Source organism: Herbidospora cretacea (assembly GCF_001570605.1).
In the GTDB taxonomy this organism is placed as follows: Bacteria; Actinomycetota; Actinomycetes; order Streptosporangiales; family Streptosporangiaceae; genus Herbidospora; species Herbidospora cretacea.
On sequence record NZ_BBXG01000012.1, the window covers coordinates 41,705 to 56,943 of the forward strand.

17 protein-coding genes and 1 tRNA gene are annotated in these 15,239 nt (G+C 62.8%); 6 read left to right on the plus strand and 12 right to left on the minus strand.

What is annotated here, in order from left to right; translation table 11 throughout:
* Positions 1–62 precede the first annotated feature (62 nt).
* Positions 63–530, plus strand: coding sequence for a DnaJ family domain-containing protein (locus tag AW270_RS23260; protein WP_061297268.1), 468 nt, complete (start codon positions 63–65; stop codon positions 528–530).
* A gap of 1 nt (position 531) precedes the next feature.
* Here AW270_RS23260 and AW270_RS23265 read toward each other — a convergent pair whose 3' ends face one another.
* On the minus strand, positions 532–1,185 hold the full coding sequence (locus tag AW270_RS23265; protein ID WP_061297270.1) for a slipin family protein: 654 nt from the start codon (positions 1,183–1,185) through the stop codon (positions 532–534).
* 363 nt (positions 1,186–1,548) lie between these two features.
* On the opposite strand from AW270_RS23265, the gene AW270_RS23270 reads away from it, so the two are divergent.
* A tRNA-Ala gene (locus AW270_RS23270) sits at positions 1,549–1,621 on the plus strand.
* 92 nt (positions 1,622–1,713) lie between these two features.
* Here the strand turns inward: AW270_RS23270 and AW270_RS23275 are convergent.
* From AW270_RS23275 to AW270_RS23300, 8 genes are all read right to left on the minus strand, one after another.
* Positions 1,714–2,898 (minus strand): site-specific integrase, encoded by a 1,185-nt coding sequence (locus tag AW270_RS23275; protein ID WP_061297272.1) that lies wholly within the window; start codon positions 2,896–2,898, stop codon positions 1,714–1,716.
* 1 nt (position 2,899) lies between these two features.
* Positions 2,900–3,052, minus strand: a complete 153-nt coding sequence (locus tag AW270_RS39685; protein WP_169807358.1) for a CopG family ribbon-helix-helix protein — start codon at positions 3,050–3,052, stop codon at positions 2,900–2,902.
* Positions 3,053–3,232: 180 nt separating this feature from the next.
* Positions 3,233–3,406 carry a helix-turn-helix domain-containing protein gene (locus AW270_RS42160; RefSeq protein ID WP_082801794.1) on the minus strand — a complete coding sequence of 58 codons (174 nt, stop codon included), beginning with the start codon at positions 3,404–3,406 and terminating at the stop codon, positions 3,233–3,235.
* Positions 3,407–3,574: 168 nt separating this feature from the next.
* Positions 3,575–5,320, minus strand: coding sequence for a helix-turn-helix domain-containing protein (locus tag AW270_RS23280; RefSeq protein WP_245674821.1), 1,746 nt, complete (start codon positions 5,318–5,320; stop codon positions 3,575–3,577).
* A gap of 35 nt (positions 5,321–5,355) precedes the next feature.
* Entirely contained in the window at positions 5,356–5,703 is a 348-nt protein-coding gene (locus tag AW270_RS23285) for a hypothetical protein (RefSeq protein WP_061297276.1), read from the minus strand.
* 51 nt (positions 5,704–5,754) lie between these two features.
* Positions 5,755–5,949, minus strand: coding sequence for a hypothetical protein (locus AW270_RS23290; protein ID WP_061297278.1), 195 nt, complete (start codon positions 5,947–5,949; stop codon positions 5,755–5,757).
* A gap of 6 nt (positions 5,950–5,955) precedes the next feature.
* Positions 5,956–6,162, minus strand: coding sequence for a hypothetical protein (locus AW270_RS23295; RefSeq protein WP_061297281.1), 207 nt, complete (start codon positions 6,160–6,162; stop codon positions 5,956–5,958).
* A 148-nt stretch (positions 6,163–6,310) separates the two neighbouring features.
* On the minus strand, positions 6,311–6,664 hold the full coding sequence (locus tag AW270_RS23300; RefSeq protein WP_061297284.1) for a hypothetical protein: 354 nt from the start codon (positions 6,662–6,664) through the stop codon (positions 6,311–6,313).
* Positions 6,665–6,906: 242 nt separating this feature from the next.
* Here AW270_RS23300 and AW270_RS23305 point away from each other — a divergent pair, with 242 nt between their 5' ends.
* Together AW270_RS23305 and AW270_RS23310 are read left to right on the plus strand one after the other, a co-directional pair.
* Positions 6,907–7,938, plus strand: coding sequence for a P-loop nucleotide/nucleoside kinase family protein (locus AW270_RS23305; protein ID WP_061297287.1), 1,032 nt, complete (start codon positions 6,907–6,909; stop codon positions 7,936–7,938).
* Positions 7,935–8,498, plus strand: a complete 564-nt coding sequence (locus tag AW270_RS23310; protein WP_061297288.1) for a hypothetical protein — start codon at positions 7,935–7,937, stop codon at positions 8,496–8,498. The genes AW270_RS23305 and AW270_RS23310 overlap by 4 nt, the downstream gene beginning before the upstream one ends.
* 60 nt (positions 8,499–8,558) lie before the next feature.
* Here AW270_RS23310 and AW270_RS38960 read toward each other — a convergent pair whose 3' ends face one another.
* Positions 8,559–9,203 carry a hypothetical protein gene (locus tag AW270_RS38960; protein WP_157522443.1) on the minus strand — a complete coding sequence of 215 codons (645 nt, stop codon included), beginning with the start codon at positions 9,201–9,203 and terminating at the stop codon, positions 8,559–8,561.
* Between the two features lie 379 nt (positions 9,204–9,582).
* On the opposite strand from AW270_RS38960, the gene AW270_RS23320 reads away from it, so the two are divergent.
* Entirely contained in the window at positions 9,583–9,864 is a 282-nt protein-coding gene (locus tag AW270_RS23320) for a winged helix-turn-helix domain-containing protein (protein WP_061297292.1), read from the plus strand.
* A 76-nt stretch (positions 9,865–9,940) separates the two neighbouring features.
* Here the strand turns inward: AW270_RS23320 and AW270_RS23325 are convergent, their stop codons facing one another.
* The gene (locus tag AW270_RS23325; RefSeq protein ID WP_061297606.1) at positions 9,941–11,413 is read right to left on the minus strand and encodes a serine/threonine-protein kinase; all 1,473 of its coding nucleotides are present in this window, start codon (positions 11,411–11,413) and stop codon (positions 9,941–9,943) included.
* Positions 11,414–12,118: 705 nt separating this feature from the next.
* Here AW270_RS23325 and AW270_RS37945 point away from each other — a divergent pair.
* Positions 12,119–12,949, plus strand: coding sequence for a DUF4231 domain-containing protein (locus tag AW270_RS37945; RefSeq protein WP_082801776.1), 831 nt, complete (start codon positions 12,119–12,121; stop codon positions 12,947–12,949).
* A 303-nt stretch (positions 12,950–13,252) separates the two neighbouring features.
* Here the strand turns inward: AW270_RS37945 and AW270_RS37950 are convergent, their stop codons facing one another.
* Complete coding sequence (locus AW270_RS37950) at positions 13,253–14,593, minus strand: restriction endonuclease (protein WP_169807359.1); 1,341 nt, start codon at positions 14,591–14,593, stop codon at positions 13,253–13,255.
* Positions 14,594–15,239 lie beyond the last annotated feature (646 nt).

Sequence of the window (15,239 nt, forward strand, 5' to 3'; positions counted from 1 at the left end):
CGTATCACCCGACCGGGACGTGACACGAATCGGGCGGATAACCTGATGTCCGGGAGGTCGGCGTGACCGAGCGCAAACCCGTCGGGATGAACTTCGAGACCTGGATCGACCGGCAGATCCGCGAGGCCGCCGCGCGCGGCGAGTTCGACGACCTGCCGGGCGCCGGGAAGCCCCTGCCGCGCCGCCGCGACGACGAGATGGGCTGGGTCAAGCGCAAACTCGACGAGGAGGGCCTCGAGTTCCCGCTCCCCGGCGGCCTGGGCCTGCGACGCGAGGCCGAGAAGGTCCGCGCCGCCGCCGTCGCCGCCCCCACCGAGGCCAAGGCCCGCGCCCTCGTCGAGGACATGAACGAGCGGATCAAGGAGGCGGTACGCCACCCGATGGCGGGCCCGCCCGTGATCGTCCCCCTCATCGACGAGGAGGCCGCGATCGCCGACTGGCGCGCCGCCCACTCACCCGCACCGCCGGGAACGCCCGTCGCGGCGCCGCCGCCACGGGCGTGGTGGCGGCGCCTGCTCGGACTCCCGTAGGTCAGGGTGTCGTCGGGGTGCGGGGATCGATGACCAGCGTCGTCGACCGCTCCGCCGCCACCTGCAGCGTGCGCAGTTGCAGCAGCGCCGGGTGCTCCTCCAGCAGCCGCGCCGTGTTCGCCAGCGAACGCAGCGCCGCCGCCTCCGCCCGGGCCTCCTCCAGCACCGCCTTGCCCCGCTCACGCGCCACGACCGCGTCCATGGCGGCCCGCCGCAGCTCCCCGGGGAGCATCAGGTCACGCGTCCGGAAATCGGAGACCTCGACGCCCAGGGGGGTGAGCTCCGCGCGTACCGGCCCGATGTCCGGCGACGGCCGGTCGGCCAGCAGCGTGGCCAGATCGAGCCCCGACACCATGACCCGGATCGCCTCCTGCAGGGAGGCGTAGAGGACCTGGACGGGGTTCGACACACCGTTCGTGTACGCGACCGGATCGGCCACCCGCCACGACGCCGTCGCCGACACCCGGATCGAGACGCCGTCGCGCGTCAGGACCTCCTGACCGGGGACCTGCACCAGCTGGGGCCTGACGTCGACCGTGACGTGGGACGTCCGTCGAGGGCTGTACCGGTGACGGCCCGGCTCCAGCACCCGCTCGAACCTGCCGTCACGGAACGACAACACGCGCTGCCACTCCATCACTGTGATCTTCGCCATTTTCAACACCCCTTTTCGGTACTTGGTCAGGACGGCCTCCGGGGGCCGCGCGGAGGTCAGGCGGGGGCGCACCCGTCCGCAGACGGGAGCCCGCAGGGCCCGCACACCGCATGAACACGGCCCGCCGGAGGTCACCACAGGGAATCGAACCCTTGGTCATATGACCGCCAGAAGGAGGTGCGGCGCGATACGGGGAACGCGGTCCGGCGATGCCGGTGCGCCCCTGACATGCTGGCACCGGGATCAACGGTAGGGGCCGGACCGGGGTGGGGGCGAGGGGATTTGCCGGCGGGGAGATCGCGTTCACCGGTCGTTCCGGAATCCGCTATGCTGGCGGAGCACTTCGCGGTGAGCGAGTGCGGCGGGGCTATAGCGCAGCTGGTAGCGCACTTCCATGGCATGGAAGGGGTCTGGGGTTCGAATCCCCATAGCTCCACAGAATCGAAGCAGGTCAGCAGGGGTTTCGGAGAGTATCCGGAGCCCCTTTTTCGATCTTCGGGGTCGCGGGGAGCCAAACGGGGAGCCACCTCAGGCGGACTTGGACTTCTTGCCGAGAACCTTGTTCATCGTTCCGGCTCCCGCAGTGATCACGGGCTTCAACTGGTGGCGGTAGACCTGTTCGGTGACGCGTGCGCCGGCGTGGCCGACGAGATCGGCGATGGTCTCGATCGGTACGTCGTTGTCACTCATGATCGAGACGAACGAGTGACGGAGTTCGCGGGGAACCCAGTCACCTTCGAGGTTCGCTTTCTTGACGATGGCGCGGAACGAGCGGCGGACGTTGTGGGCGTCCAGCGCCGTTCCTGTGCCGGTGCAGAAGACCAGGCCGGTGTCTTGCCAGCGCGTCCCGGCTTTGAGCTGTAGAGCGGCTTGGCGGGTGCGGTGCTCCCGGAGAGCGGAGACCGCCTCGTTGGGCAGTTCCAGCGAACGCCGTGACCGGCGCGTCTTCGTGTCACCGCCGACGCGATCGGCCCGCCACACGTAGATGGCGAACCGCTTGTGGTCGAAACCGGCCTCAAGCACCGGTCGCCAGGCTTTGAGTTGCGGGACCCAGGTCACCACGTGATCCCAGCGGAGAGCGCGGGCTTCTTCGGTACGGATTCCCGTGGTCAGGCTGACGACTACGTAGGCGTGAAGCGGCGACGTCTTCGCCGCCGATAACAGGGCCGACGCCTGAGGCAGTGTCAGCGCTTTGCTCGGGCGTCCGGTCCTGCCCTTGGGAGTGATCACGAGTTCCGCGACGTTGCGGGACGCGAGATCACGCGCTTGGGCGTGCCGAATGGCTCGCTTCAGGATCGAGTGAACGGCGACCAGCGTTCCCGTCGCGAGGGTGCCGGTCAGTCCTTCGAGCCACTTGTCTACGTCGTCGGCCCGTAGCTTGCTGATCCGTGCCTTGCCGATCTGGGGAAGGACGTGCTTGCCGGCGAGGGTCTTCAGCTTGCTGATCGTGCTCTCGCTCTGCTTCTTGAGACCGGTGGCGAACCAGTCCTCAACCGCGTTGCGGACGGTGTAGTTCTCCGGGCTCCTCACGCCGCTCTCCAGGTCCTTGACCGCCGCGATCAGCTTGTCTTTGACCTCGGTCTTGGTCCTGGCCTTGCGCTTGATCCGGATTCGCTTTCCGTCGGCGGAGAACCCGAGGGAGATCGCTCCGGTGTAGCCGGTGCCTTCTTCGTAGATGGTCCCTTCGTATTTCCCGATCATGATCTTGGACATGTCATTCCTCCTCGTGACGGGTGAGGTACTCCTCGATCGCCTTCCGGATCACCCATGACGCGTCGCGTTCCTGCGACTCGGCGTAGCGGGCAAGCCTCGCTTTGAGCGCGGTGCTGACCCGCACGGCCGGCAGCGTGGTTCGGTCGCTCGACACGGGGGCTCCTCTCGCGGTTGGTGATGGGACGGGTTGGGGTGCGTACTTGCCGGCGGAGTTGTCCGAAGGTGTCTGGCGTCGGCCCCTTCGGACTCTTCTCCGGTCGGCGTGCTGTGGGTCTGTAGCGCAACGTAGCACAGCGTCAGGACGCTGCATACTGCTCTATACCGCTCTACTCTCCTATGGGATCTCTTCGAGTGAGGCCACGAAGTCGGCAAGGTGCTGGTCGGTGATGCGGCGGAGCTTCCCGATCTTGATGCTGTTGAGTTGCCTCGTACGGAGAAGCGCGTAGACCTTGTCGCGTCCGATGTTGAGGATCTCGGCGACCTGTTCGACCGTGTACGCCTGGATGATGGATCACCTCCCTTCCCCGGGATCGTCGCCCGGGGGTGTCTGGTTGTCGTGTGGCGATCACCTCTCTTGGTTACGGTGTGTGCTTGTCTCACCGGTTCGTCTCAGCGCTTGTCTCACGCCTATGTGCAGACGCGCGCGAGACGATGAGACATTGAGACGTTGAGACGATTACGGGTTGTGATGACTGTCGGTCGCGCGCCAGCGTCCGCGTCTGGTCTGTCGGGCGCGTCCCTCGTCTTCGAGTTGGGCGAGACGGCGGTAGAGCGTGGCGCGGCTCATGCCGGTCGCTGACAGCAGATCCGCCAATCCGATTCCCTCGTCGGGAGCGTCGTTCAGGGCGGCCAGTAGAGCCGCGTCGGCGTCGTGGGCGCTCTTGCGGTTGGGCTGTTCGCGTGGCTCGTCGGGGTGGACGTTGTCGAGCGCCTGGCGCGATACCTCATCGAGGGTGGGGCGTCGGTCGGCGTGACGTAGTGCGGCGCGTTGGACGGTGTCGTCTTCGAGGAGGTAGCCGCGTGCGCGGCGAGGGATGTCGTGCTCGGGTGAGCTGATGAGGAACTTGCCGGGGGCGTCGAGCTTGTCGGCGTGCCAGCCGGCCTTGTACATGCCCTGTCCCAGGATCAGATCGACGTCACGGCGTTCGCGGACGCGGTAGCTGACTCTGATGTCCATCTGGGAGCGCACAGCGCTGTTGCCCATGGTCTTCTGTGATGGGCGTTGGGTGGCGATGACGAGTTGCACGGCGGGGGCGCGGCCACGTCGGGCGATTGAATCGGCGTGCGCCAGCGCTATGGGCGCTTCGTCGGACAGTTCGGCGTACTCGTCGGTGACGATGACGAGCGCTGGCGCATCGGGGGTGGGTTCCCAGACCCGTAGCCCCTGCATGGCGAGCATCTCGGCGCGGCCGTCGAGGACGGCGACGGCATCGCGGAACAGTGCTTCGGCTTCCCGCGGAGTGGTGGCGATGCGGTCGAGGCAGGATGCCCACGGGAGCAGCTCCATGCCGCGTTTGAGGTCGACGCCCCACACGATCGCGTCGGTACACGCGGTGAGGTTGCCGAGTAGGACGTTCTGTCCGCCGCTCTTGCCCGATCCGGAGACGCCACCGAACAGCCCGTGCCGACGAAGGAACGACACCCGTACCGGGGTGCCGTCTTCGAAGACGCCCAGTTCGATCGGGTCGGTGATCGAGGTGACGGACGGGCCGGTCCAGCCGATGGCGTCGGCGTGCGGGTCGGTCTCGATCACCCGGATTTCCATCCGGTTGGCTCGCTCGGGAATCGGCTGGACACGCACGGCACCACGGCGGGTTCCCAGCGCTGACTCGATCTCGGGGATGCGGCCCATAGCGTGTTCCACGGTCTGACCACGGGCGAGGCCGATGCGGGCGCGGTAGCCCCACAGGTCGACGAACGCCGATTGCACCCGGGAACCGGTCAGGCCGATGGCGTGGGAGATCTCCGGCCACGCGGCCAACGTGCGTTCAACGCGCACCCGGGTACGTCGGCGACGATGGACCCACCATGGCAACGCCAGAACCAGCGTTCCCGCCGCCAGGAGCGCGGGCATCGGCGGATTGAATGGGCCGTGCGCGGCGGCGAACGCGATCCAGCTCCCGGCGCATGCGACGGTGAGCGCCGCGTACACGCGTTCGCTGACGCGTAGACGAAGCGCCGTACCTCCGAGCATGGCGACCAGGGCGACGGCAACGCCGGTACTGACGATGATCGGTTGAGCCCATTCCGGGCGGGTGACGTGCACGATGGCACCCGTGAGCACGGTCAGTCCGGAGATCAGCAGTGGGCCCAGTTCAGACCGTCGTCGCCACAGCCACGAGACGATGACCGTGACGGCGAGAGGCCCGAACTGCATGTTCGCGTCGATCATCAACATCGGCTCGACGCCGTACCGGCGCATGCGGCGTACCTGGGAACGGGACAGGTGACGGGCCCTCATGGAATCTCGCCACGCTGAGCCGACAGTTCGTCCCGCACGTAGTAGAGCGGATTGTCTTCGCCCTCGCGGTGGGCGGCGAGGGTGGCGCGGACGGCAGCGGTCAGGTTGTCGTGGTCGAGCCGGATCGCGGTCAATGCCTCGCGCAGTCCCTCGATCTCGTCGCACAGGTCGGGAACAGCGATGAGGACGCTGGCGAGGGCCGACCCGTGGGGAGTGGTGAGGAGAGCGGAGACGAAGGGGCGCGCGGACGGTTGGTCGGCGAGCCGGATGAGGTAGGCGTGGTGGTCGCGGACCTCCTGAAGGTCGGGCTGTCGGATGGGCCGTGTGGTCGACGTGATGACCACCCCCTTTCCTCCCGGGGCGCGTGGCCCCGGGAGCGTTGACGATGTGGACGTTCAGCCGATGAGGAGCCTGAAGACTCTGGCGAGCGTGCTCATGACGTTCTGGAACTCGGGCGTTGCCACGGACTTGCCGAGACAGAAGCCGAACGCCACGCTCACCGCCGCGTGCCAGAGCCGGAGCCGGGTGTAGCGGAGCGCGATCAGCAGGGCGACACCAAGCAGCAGGACCAGGGAGACGGAGACCACCAAGAGGATTCACCTCCTCCTCAGGGCTGTCGGCGACGGGTCGAGGACGACCAGTCCCGAGACCCGTCGCGTCATGGCGCAGGGAGCGGAGTCGGGGGCGTGGTGGATGCTGACGCGGGTGCGGTCGTCGCGGCGGATCTCGGCGGACATGCACAGCACGGCCACGACGGCGGTCACGAGGCCGACCGCGCCACCGAACGCGATGATCAGGAACACGGGAGGTCCTCCTCTCCGGGGTAGGGGGCCTTGCGGCGGCGCCAGCGGTAGCGGGCGAGGCACTTGCGGCAGACGATGGAGCCGAGATCGGCGACTCCTCCGCAGCGGCATCGGTGGCCGCGTGTTCCGGGGATTCGCATCGGGCTCGTCACCACGCGTCCGCGTCGGTGGGGTGGATCGAGCCGTCGTAGGACATGAGGGCTTCGTGTCGGGCGCGGGCTCTGGTCGAGATGGCCACGGCCGTGTAGCTGACTCCGCCGAAACTCTTGGTGGTCCGGCAGTGTCCGCTTCCGTGGTGGTCGTGGTGGACCTCGCTCCGGAGGGCGGCACCGATCCGGGTGACCTCCGCGCAGCGTGCTTCGTCGGTCTCGCCTCGCGGGAAGACGATCATGTCGACGTTGAGCGGGGAGGGGAGTGCGCGATTCCTTTCGAGGAAATACGCCAGCCGGCGCAATCCGGAGACGAATTCGCGGGCCTGGAATTCTCTGGGGTCGTAGGTCATTTCTCGGATCACCTCCTGAGGTTCGCCAGTCCTTGTTTCTGGCGTGCCTCAAGTTCACCGAAATCCCGTGAAAACCCCCATCACTAATCCCTAGCCCGGTTCTTAGCCTTGTCGTCTAGTGGCTTTATACGCGAACTAGACGAGTTGGGCGTTCCTCTGGCTCGGGCCTATGTCGGGCCGTAGTATCGCGGCTGCACTTCCGATCATCCCGAGTAGCGGTGACCTACAGGAGGAACCGGCGGATGCAGGTCAAGCATGCTGGGTGGCAGCCGTCCAAGCTGCGGGAACATCGCGAGGCTGCCGGGCTCACGCTCGAAGCGGCTGGCGAGCAGTTGCGCAACATCGGTGAGCAGCACAGTTGGAACCTCGCGGCCAACTTCCAGACCATCGGGAAGCACGAGCGCGGGGAGAGTTACCCGCACGTCCACTACCGGCGCGCATACTCGCTGCTCTATCAGAGCGACGAGTTCACGTTGGGGTTCCGGGCCAAGCCTGGCGACGTGTCCGGCTCCGTGCCGGTGCTGAACGTGCCGGGGATCGTGTCGGAGCCGGCCTTTCAGAAGGAGGCCGCGCGGGCCATAACCGAAGCTCTGGAGCGCATCGCGAGCGGGGTGAGCGAGGGCGACGGGACCATGCGGGCCGTGCTCGAAGCGCGGGTTCTCGACGCCTGGGGGTCGCGGTTCGTCATCGGGGCTTCGCAGAAGAAGACGCTCACCCTGGTCGGCGGGTATGCCGGATCGGGGAAGACGGAGTTCGCGCGCTTTCTCAGCGATATCACCGGATGGGCGTTCCTGGACAAGGACTCCATGACGCGGGGAATCGCTGAACGGCTTCTGGTTTCTCTAGGTGGCGATCCGAACGACCGGCACTCAGAGCTTTATTTAAGTGAGGTCCGGCCGTTGGAGTATCGGTGTCTGATGGAGACCGCTTACGACAATCTCGACTGTGGGGTCTCCACGGTTCTCTCCGCGCCGTTCATCTCCGAACTCAAGCAAGAGGCTTGGTTGAAGAGGCTGGAGAACCGGTGCGCGGCCAAGGGCGTCGAGGTTGCCGTTATCTGGGTGCGGTGCGACGTGGATTCCATGCGTGAGTACATGGAGTTCCGGTCCGCGCCGCGCGACACCTGGAAGCTTCAGAACTGGGATGACTACGCCAACTCCATCGACACGGAGAACAGCCCGCCCGGGGTTCATGTCACGGTGGACAACCGCTATGGGATGGCGATAGCCACCGCCGACCGTACGCGCGAGACGTTGCGCCGGCTGCTCCCATGACGCTGCGGGCGATCATCCTGTACGGGCCCCCGACCAGTGGCAAGGACACGATCACGGCGGCCCTATCTCAGATCGACGGGCGGTTCACGTACCTGAGGAAACTCAAGATCGGTGGTGGCCGGTCGGTCGGGTATCAGCCCGTGAGCCGCGAGCAGCTCGACGCGTTGCGCCGGGAGGGGCGATTAGCCGTCGAGACTCGGCGATACGGCAACGTTTACGCCGTCGACCAGGCCGACGTCACGGCCATGCTCACGGGTGGGGAGACGCCCGTTGTCCACATGGGGAACATCCCGGACGTGCGGGCCCTCAGCGCGAGCGATCCGGAGACGTGGTTCCGGGTGCGGCTGAATGTTTCCCGGGAGGTCTGCGAACAGCGTTCCCGTCAGCGGGGGGACGTGGACACCCCTGAACGCTTGCGGGCGTGGGACGAGACCCTTGCCGATCTCCAGACCCACGACGACGGGCACACGTTCCATCTCTGCGTTGAGACACACCTGATGGATGTCGAGACGGCCGCGCAGACGATCATCACTGCGCTCAAGATCACGAATGATCATTGATGAGGTAGTGCTCCGGCGGGGCTGCCTGAGCGGTGACCTCGAAGCGGCCCCGCCGGAGGACTATGCGACCCGCCAGATAGGCGTGATCTCGCTCATGGACATCACGAGTCGGTGAGCGACGGCGTACGACAGAAGATCGCTCCCCGACAGGGGAAGCTCAACGTTGTGTTCGCCGGTGAAAGCCGCGTAACCGTCTCCTGCGGGCGTGTAGACGTGAGCTAGAACGCTCACCGGGTTGGCCTTGCCCACCATGTAGACCGCCGGCGTGTCACGAAGGTGAGGGCAGAGGGAGAGCGCCAGAGGCATGCAGTCAAGACAGGTCGGCGGCGTGGCGGTCTGGCCGCCGTCGATCCCTGTACGGCGGAAATTCCCGTCGGTGACGAGCCACGGGACCCTTCCCGATCTGTCGTCCGTGGCAGGGCAGCCACAGACCTGGCACAGAAGGTTCTCCATGCACTCCCATTGGCGGCGCACGTTCGGTGATCCCCAGATGGGCCGACCTTCACGAGATTGACCGGCGCGAGCGCGAAGCACTCCGAGACGCCTGTCGTCGTCACGCGCATGCTCGTAGGCAAGCCGCAGCGCGCCAAGGTGGTTCTTGGTGAAGACCAGCGGAGACGGGTCGGTCTCGCCTGAATAGGCGGTGATGTAGGGAACGGGCATCGTCGAAGCGTCGCCGGGTTGTTGGAGCTTCATCGAGATCACCTGCTCCCGCTCGCTGGTTGAAGGGCTTCCGCAAGGACTTGGGCGAGGCGGGCGAGCGTGGGGCTGTGCAGAGTGCGGCGGCACTTGCAGAACTGAGCCGGGCAAGCACCCGTCGCGTACCAGATGCCTCCCAGCTCCCAGATCGTCCACTCCGGGTAGTGCTCTCTGAGCTGGTCAGGGGTCATGCGTCACCATGCCGGGCGGCCCGCCGACCTTGGGTGACGCCAGAAGCCGACGGGCCTGATCAGGTGGAAGTGCGGACCTTCCAAGGGCTCGTCACCGCCCGCCGCAGAGCATAGACCGGCATATACAGCGGTGTATAGCGGTATGCCGCGTCATGCACGTCTATGCAGCTCAGGGGCGTTCTAGGGTGATCAGTATGAGTGCTGTGCCGCCGTATGACCCCGATGCACCCGGGCCCGCCACGTACGTCTACGCGCGGGTGGCTGACCATATTGCTGCACGGATCGAGGCTGGCGAACTCGCGCCGGGTTCGCGGCTTCCCGGAGAGAGGGATCTCGCCGCAGACTATGGCGTCGCACTAGGGACCGCGCGACGCGCAGTCGAGGACCTTCGCGATCGAGGACTGGTGGTCACCTTGCCGGCGAAGGGGACCTACGTCGCCCGTCCGGAAGACATGCCGTCACGGATCACGGAGTAGGAAACCGAAAATATCGGGGCATTACGACCAAAACCCGCGCCAACGGCGCGGGCTGGCTTGCGTGTTTGAGTTCCGCCTACTTTCGTCTCCAACTTCCCTGAGGCTCTCGCTCTGGCATGTGGCTGGGGTGGCTTAGTCGCCCCTCCGCTGCATCTGCGAACCAGCTAGCCCATCTGTCGATGAATTCATCGAGTTCGCCAACGATCAAAGGTGTGAACGGCCAAGCGGCTTGCCATTCGGCCATACCGCTCCAGAGTGCTTTTGCCGACTCTTCTCCTGGCTCTAGCATGAAGGGGTCAAGGCGACCTCGCTTCGCCATGAGAGGCGAATACATGAAGGCTGTTTCGGACCATTGGTACTGGCCTTCATTCTGGGCGTCGCAATACCAGAGAGAATGACTCCGGCCATCGTATTCATGGCGATTCGACGGGAGACGGATTCCGATGGCGGCGTGCGCGATAACGTCGAAAGCGGGCGGCGTCCACGATCCCCATGGCGCGGCTTCCGTATTGGTGATAGTGGACATCGCAAGATTGGCCTGATTCAGGGTAATCGACCATCCGTCGCCATGTCCGGCCCGAACAGTTGCAGATGGAGCGGCCCGGATGATCGCCTCTTTCAGGGTGTCGGAGATTCTAGCCAGGCTCTTGGAGGCTGCTTCGGTGAGTGCGTTTCGCCGTTCGCTTTCGGTGCGACCCTGCGACAGTTGCCGCTCTGATTCGCTACGGCGCATAACCTCGGCACGGTTTGCCTCCTGCAACCTTGCGAGACCGCCAGCAGGTTCTTTCGCTGAGATTCCGGCGAGACGTGCCAGGACATTACTTGGCCGAGGGCGCGCTTCAGCGGCTTTATATAGACACTCTTCAACTAGTGCACTTAGGGATGCCGGATGGGAGGTCAAGTGTCGGGGATCTGCATGAAGGTGCTGATCGCGAAAATCGTGCATGTCTGGACCGTTAAAGGGCCACGCACCAGACACCAACTCGTAGGCGATGATGCCCAATGAGTAGACGTCAGTTGCGATCGTAGCTCGTTCGTTTCGCCATCGTTCAGGGGCTGAGTAAGGCGGCGACATAGCGTATTTCCGGGTGTCCAGAGCAGTAGTTGCCTCGGCATAACGGGAAATCCCAAAGTCCGCCAGACACCACCGCCCATCCAGGAGCAACACATTCTCCGGCTTGAGATCGCGATGGACCACCTTGCCGTCCAGGTCGACGAGCGTCTCGGCAATATCCGACAGAATAGCGACACTCTCAGCGAGGCTGAGTGGGCCGTCAGTTTCATCTAGGTATTGGCGCAGAGACTTCTCCGCTCGCGGCATAATGATCACCCAGGCATTGGGTGTGTCGCCGCTGTCGATCACCGGCACCACGTTACGGATGCCGTCGAGCTGCACGAACAAAAGCTCCCGCTGTGCGCCTGATGCCTTGGGGATGAATTTTGCAGCCGCGCTCTGACCCGAGGTTGCCTTGGCGGCGTAGACCTGGCCAAAACCTCCCTTGCCGATAGGCTCAGCGAGAGTCCATTTCTGATTGAGGTCCAGTTGCACGGCCGATCCCCTGACTTCCATCTCGATTCCCTGTAAGCAAATGTAGTAGTGGTGTGAACTCTGCCCCACGTAATTCACGCCACAGTCACATGATCAATGATGATACTCCTGTAACGGTCATGCCGGGCAGGGCGAAAGAGGTCCATTCGATCCCGACTCAGTCGATAAATGCCGACCTGTCCGTTCTGTTGCCAACCTGCTTGCCTGTTCAGGAACCCATTGATGTCGCAGTGCGAAAGCTCTCAAGATCAAAGAAGAGGGCTGTGTGGCCGTAGTCCAAGTTGCTGGCAGGGGAAGAGCGCAGGGGTCGCAGTGAGTCGCGCGAGCCAGCGACTATCACGGGCCATTCGCGTTTGGCCATAGGAGGGACCGACGCCCGAACCCCCGATAAGAGATGGCTGCGCCCCTCGCGTTCCCCTTGGTGCGCTTGCGCGCCTCTCGCATCGCTTCGCCCTGGGTCGCCTTGCTCCCGGGCGAAGGGCCCCGACCCTTGCGCTCCCTGGCAGGGCCTCGCTTCGCTCGAACGGCCTGCCACGTCGCACCTTGCGCAGGAACTCGGGTGATGTTCTCGCGCAGAGCCACCTCAACTCATGCGGAAGGTAACAATGTGATCGCACGCGTTACGATCCAAGGTTCTTTAGCGATGCACTCGTGAGTGCAGCGATGTAGGGACCTGTGCGCGTGAGGTAATGAAAGAGGGGGCATATGAGTGATGTCGTGCCGGCTCGCTCTGGCAATAATACAGTAGGAGATCTCGACGCTGAGCGGCGTGAATCAGAACGTAAGATCGTTCAACAACAGTCGACACTGCGCAATCTTCGAACCACGAGACTTCTTCAGGCGATATGGCTTATCGCAAGTCTGGTGGCGGCTGCGTTCCTTGGCAGCGCCATGTTTATTGGGATCTGGACCAACTATCGAACGCCCTTTACCCTTATAGGGTTTGCTGCGGCAGCTATCTCAACATTTTTGGCTGCTGGATACCTTATAAAGCTCCGTCCTGAAGTATCCGAAAATGTACACACGCTTCGAACGCTTGAGACAGAACAACTCCACTTGGCTGCGAGGGAGGAGGCTAATCCGATCTCAGCCCTTCGCATTTATCGCCTAATCGCTTCCAGTGATATCGATGAGCTGAGTCGCCATGCGCGACGTAACCAGCGTTATGCCAATATCCTGCAGTGGATAGTGATCCTTGGCTCCGTAGTCTCTACGAGCCTGGCAGGCATAGCGGTAGGTGGTGGTGATCAACCTGTAGTGCGCCTCATCACTGCTATCTCAAGTGGACTCGTCAGTGTCGCTGCAGCTGCTGCGGGATTCTTCAAGTTCCGTGAACGCAGAACGACTCAACAGCAGACGGCTGACGCGATGAAGCGACATCTAAAAGCTGTAGAGCTCCGGATTAGCGAATACGACGAGGAGGATGAAGCATTAGTGCTCAAACGATTTGCTCAGAACATGGAAGAGCTGAAGGATGAGCAACGGAAGCGTGAATTGCAGCTAGAAGAATCTACGGATAAAAACCCCGGCCAATGACCTGGGCTCAAAGCTTCTCTGAGCGCAGCGGAAGGCACTGCTGGTGCGTAGGGGGAGTGGCAAAGCACCTTGGAGTGAGGTCCAAACCAGCGGGCATTTTGGTGGCTAACCTTCGTTGGTTTCTGAAGGTCGGAAAAATGGCGTCGGTGGTAGCTGTTCTAAGGCCTGTTAAAATACGGCCTCTGGTCGCTTCTTTAGCTCGCGCCATAGCGGAAGTTAACTGCCGAAGGCGAGTGCGCGTCCGTCTCGACATGAAGTGAGTGCTGCTAAAAGTAAGTTCCACCTCTGTCGGGGCGTGCGATACTACAGTCGAATGCGTCTTTTCAAGACCGAACTAGTTCTTCTGAAGATCAAAACAGTGTCAGCTAAAATGCAGAAGGCGCGGAGTTTTGCATCGTCGTAACCATAGAACTGGTCTGGAGGAAGGTTGGCATCGGGATATTCGATGAGGTCAACCTGGATGATCTCTCGCCATTTTGGCCAGCCCTCTCCTGTGCGCCATCGGCTAATAGCTGATCTGAGCCGAGCTATATCGCGATGTAAGGTGGCGAAGAATAGGTAGATGTAAATCAATAACATGACGATGGCGAAAATTAGTGCTCCGAATGAGGCTTGCGTAATGGATAGATAAGCGAGGAGGGAAGTGAAGAAGATCAGGCCGACCAGGGAGACGGTAGAAATGACGATCTTGCTTCTTAAGGAACCTGGTTCTCTGAATGCGCTCGGTAGCATAGTGCGGGACTTCCAGATTGCTCGCCTTGCGAGGTAGTTCTTTGCAACTAGGCTTGCATCGGATCTAATTAGAAACAGGGCCACATTGGTTTCGGGGTCGCGTGCCCACTCTTCTGCTTTCTTTGTGTAGCCGAAGGCGGCAAAAAAATAGGCTGCCTGCCCAGGTTTGGCAGTTCCTGATAGACGTTGGACATCACCAATCCCTACACGCTTGTCACGCCAAAATTTTACCTGGGCAATGGCTCGATTTGCGCGTGCATCAACACCTCCGTCAGGACCAGGTGGAACAGCTTTCGCATCTCGATACCCAAACCTACGCAGCCATGCTGCAGCCATGAACTCTGCGTCGCGGTAGTTGGCAAGAATCGCTTCTGCCGATGCCCCGCCTGTCGCAGTACCGACATTCGATATATAGTCCTCGAATACGGTATCCCAGTCCAGGAAGGGGCTTTCTGGAATTCGCAGACCGATTGCGAGAACGGCGATCATTGAGATGCTCGCCAGCACTCCGGAAATTTGATGCAAGCTAGCTGGCCCTGTTGGTATGTCGATCAATAGTGATGCCGTATTTATCGTGGGGAAGATCCATGCTGCGAGCCATAGTGTAAAATTAGCAGTCCATTCTTTGGCCTTTTCTGCTGCGTTAGCGGCCAGGCTGAGCGGGAGTAGAACTGTCGAGACGGCGAATATAGCGACTTGAATCCATGCTGGACTTGTCTCGGACGGCGGAAGATGGATCACCATCGATAGTGCATAGGATGCAAATATCGTTGCGAGTATCCATGAAATGGTGCGCCTTCTGCGGTGCGTTGCAACGTAGTAGGCGGCGTAATCACGTTGATGATCCATTGCAAGCTCGACGAAAGTCTTTGGGTGAAGTGCTCGATCTTCGTTGGATGTCTTTTTGTCCATCTCTCGATGATGCATGTCGGCACTGACATTTTTCGCTGGCTGTCATCGCGTCGCATGGTGACGGCCACGTAAGGCTTACTTTCGGGAATGTCTTTCTTACCTCGGAGGCCACTCGTCGCCGAGGTCCACGTGTGCCGGGTGGTGTCGTTGACACCACGCAGTTGGGACGGCGTTAGACGCAAAGCGTCCTCGGGGCACCTGACTCCGTCCAGCGACGGTGTCGTCGATTTGATCTGGTTGCTGGAAAGGCTTCTCTCGCTTGTGGAGGAGCCAATTCGGGGAGCCAACACCATCTGACTCCCGCAGACCCGCTGCGACTCCATCAGAGCGTTGACGCAGGTGAGAGGCTGTCCGTCCGACTCGCCGCGACCTAGATCGACTCACCGGCTTCGATGGCATGGAAGGGGTCTGGGGTTCGAATCCCCATAGCTCCACTCGCTCGGGATGGCCCGTGGTTGTTGCCCCTTCGGGGCATCGGCCACGGGCCTCTCTCGTTCGTGCGCACGGGGGGACGACCCCCCGAACCCCCCGATACGAGAGGGCTTCGCCCCCTCGCGCTCCCCCTGGCCGCTTCGCGTCCCCGCGTCGCTTCGCTCCGGGTTCGACGAAGGGCTCCGCCCCTCGTGCTCCCTGGGAAGGCCTCGCT

What these genes read in the sequence shown, in the direction of transcription:
- AW270_RS23265 (WP_061297270.1), bottom strand. Translation starts at nt 1,185, where the DNA reads ATGGCGAAGATCACAGTGATGGAGTGGCAGCGCGTGTTGTCGTTCCGT.
- AW270_RS23275 (WP_061297272.1), bottom strand. Translation starts at nt 2,898, where the DNA reads ATGTCCAAGATCATGATCGGGAAATACGAAGGGACCATCTACGAAGAA.
- AW270_RS23280 (WP_245674821.1), bottom strand. Translation starts at nt 5,320, where the DNA reads ATGCGCCGGTACGGCGTCGAGCCGATGTTGATGATCGACGCGAACATG.
- AW270_RS23300 (WP_061297284.1), bottom strand. Translation starts at nt 6,664, where the DNA reads ATGACCTACGACCCCAGAGAATTCCAGGCCCGCGAATTCGTCTCCGGA.
- AW270_RS23305 (WP_061297287.1), top strand. Translation starts at nt 6,907, where the DNA reads ATGCAGGTCAAGCATGCTGGGTGGCAGCCGTCCAAGCTGCGGGAACAT.
- AW270_RS23310 (WP_061297288.1), top strand. Translation starts at nt 7,935, where the DNA reads ATGACGCTGCGGGCGATCATCCTGTACGGGCCCCCGACCAGTGGCAAG.
- AW270_RS23320 (WP_061297292.1), top strand. Translation starts at nt 9,583, where the DNA reads ATGAGTGCTGTGCCGCCGTATGACCCCGATGCACCCGGGCCCGCCACG.
- AW270_RS37945 (WP_082801776.1), top strand. Translation starts at nt 12,119, where the DNA reads ATGAGTGATGTCGTGCCGGCTCGCTCTGGCAATAATACAGTAGGAGAT.
- AW270_RS37950 (WP_169807359.1), bottom strand. Translation starts at nt 14,593, where the DNA reads ATGGACAAAAAGACATCCAACGAAGATCGAGCACTTCACCCAAAGACT.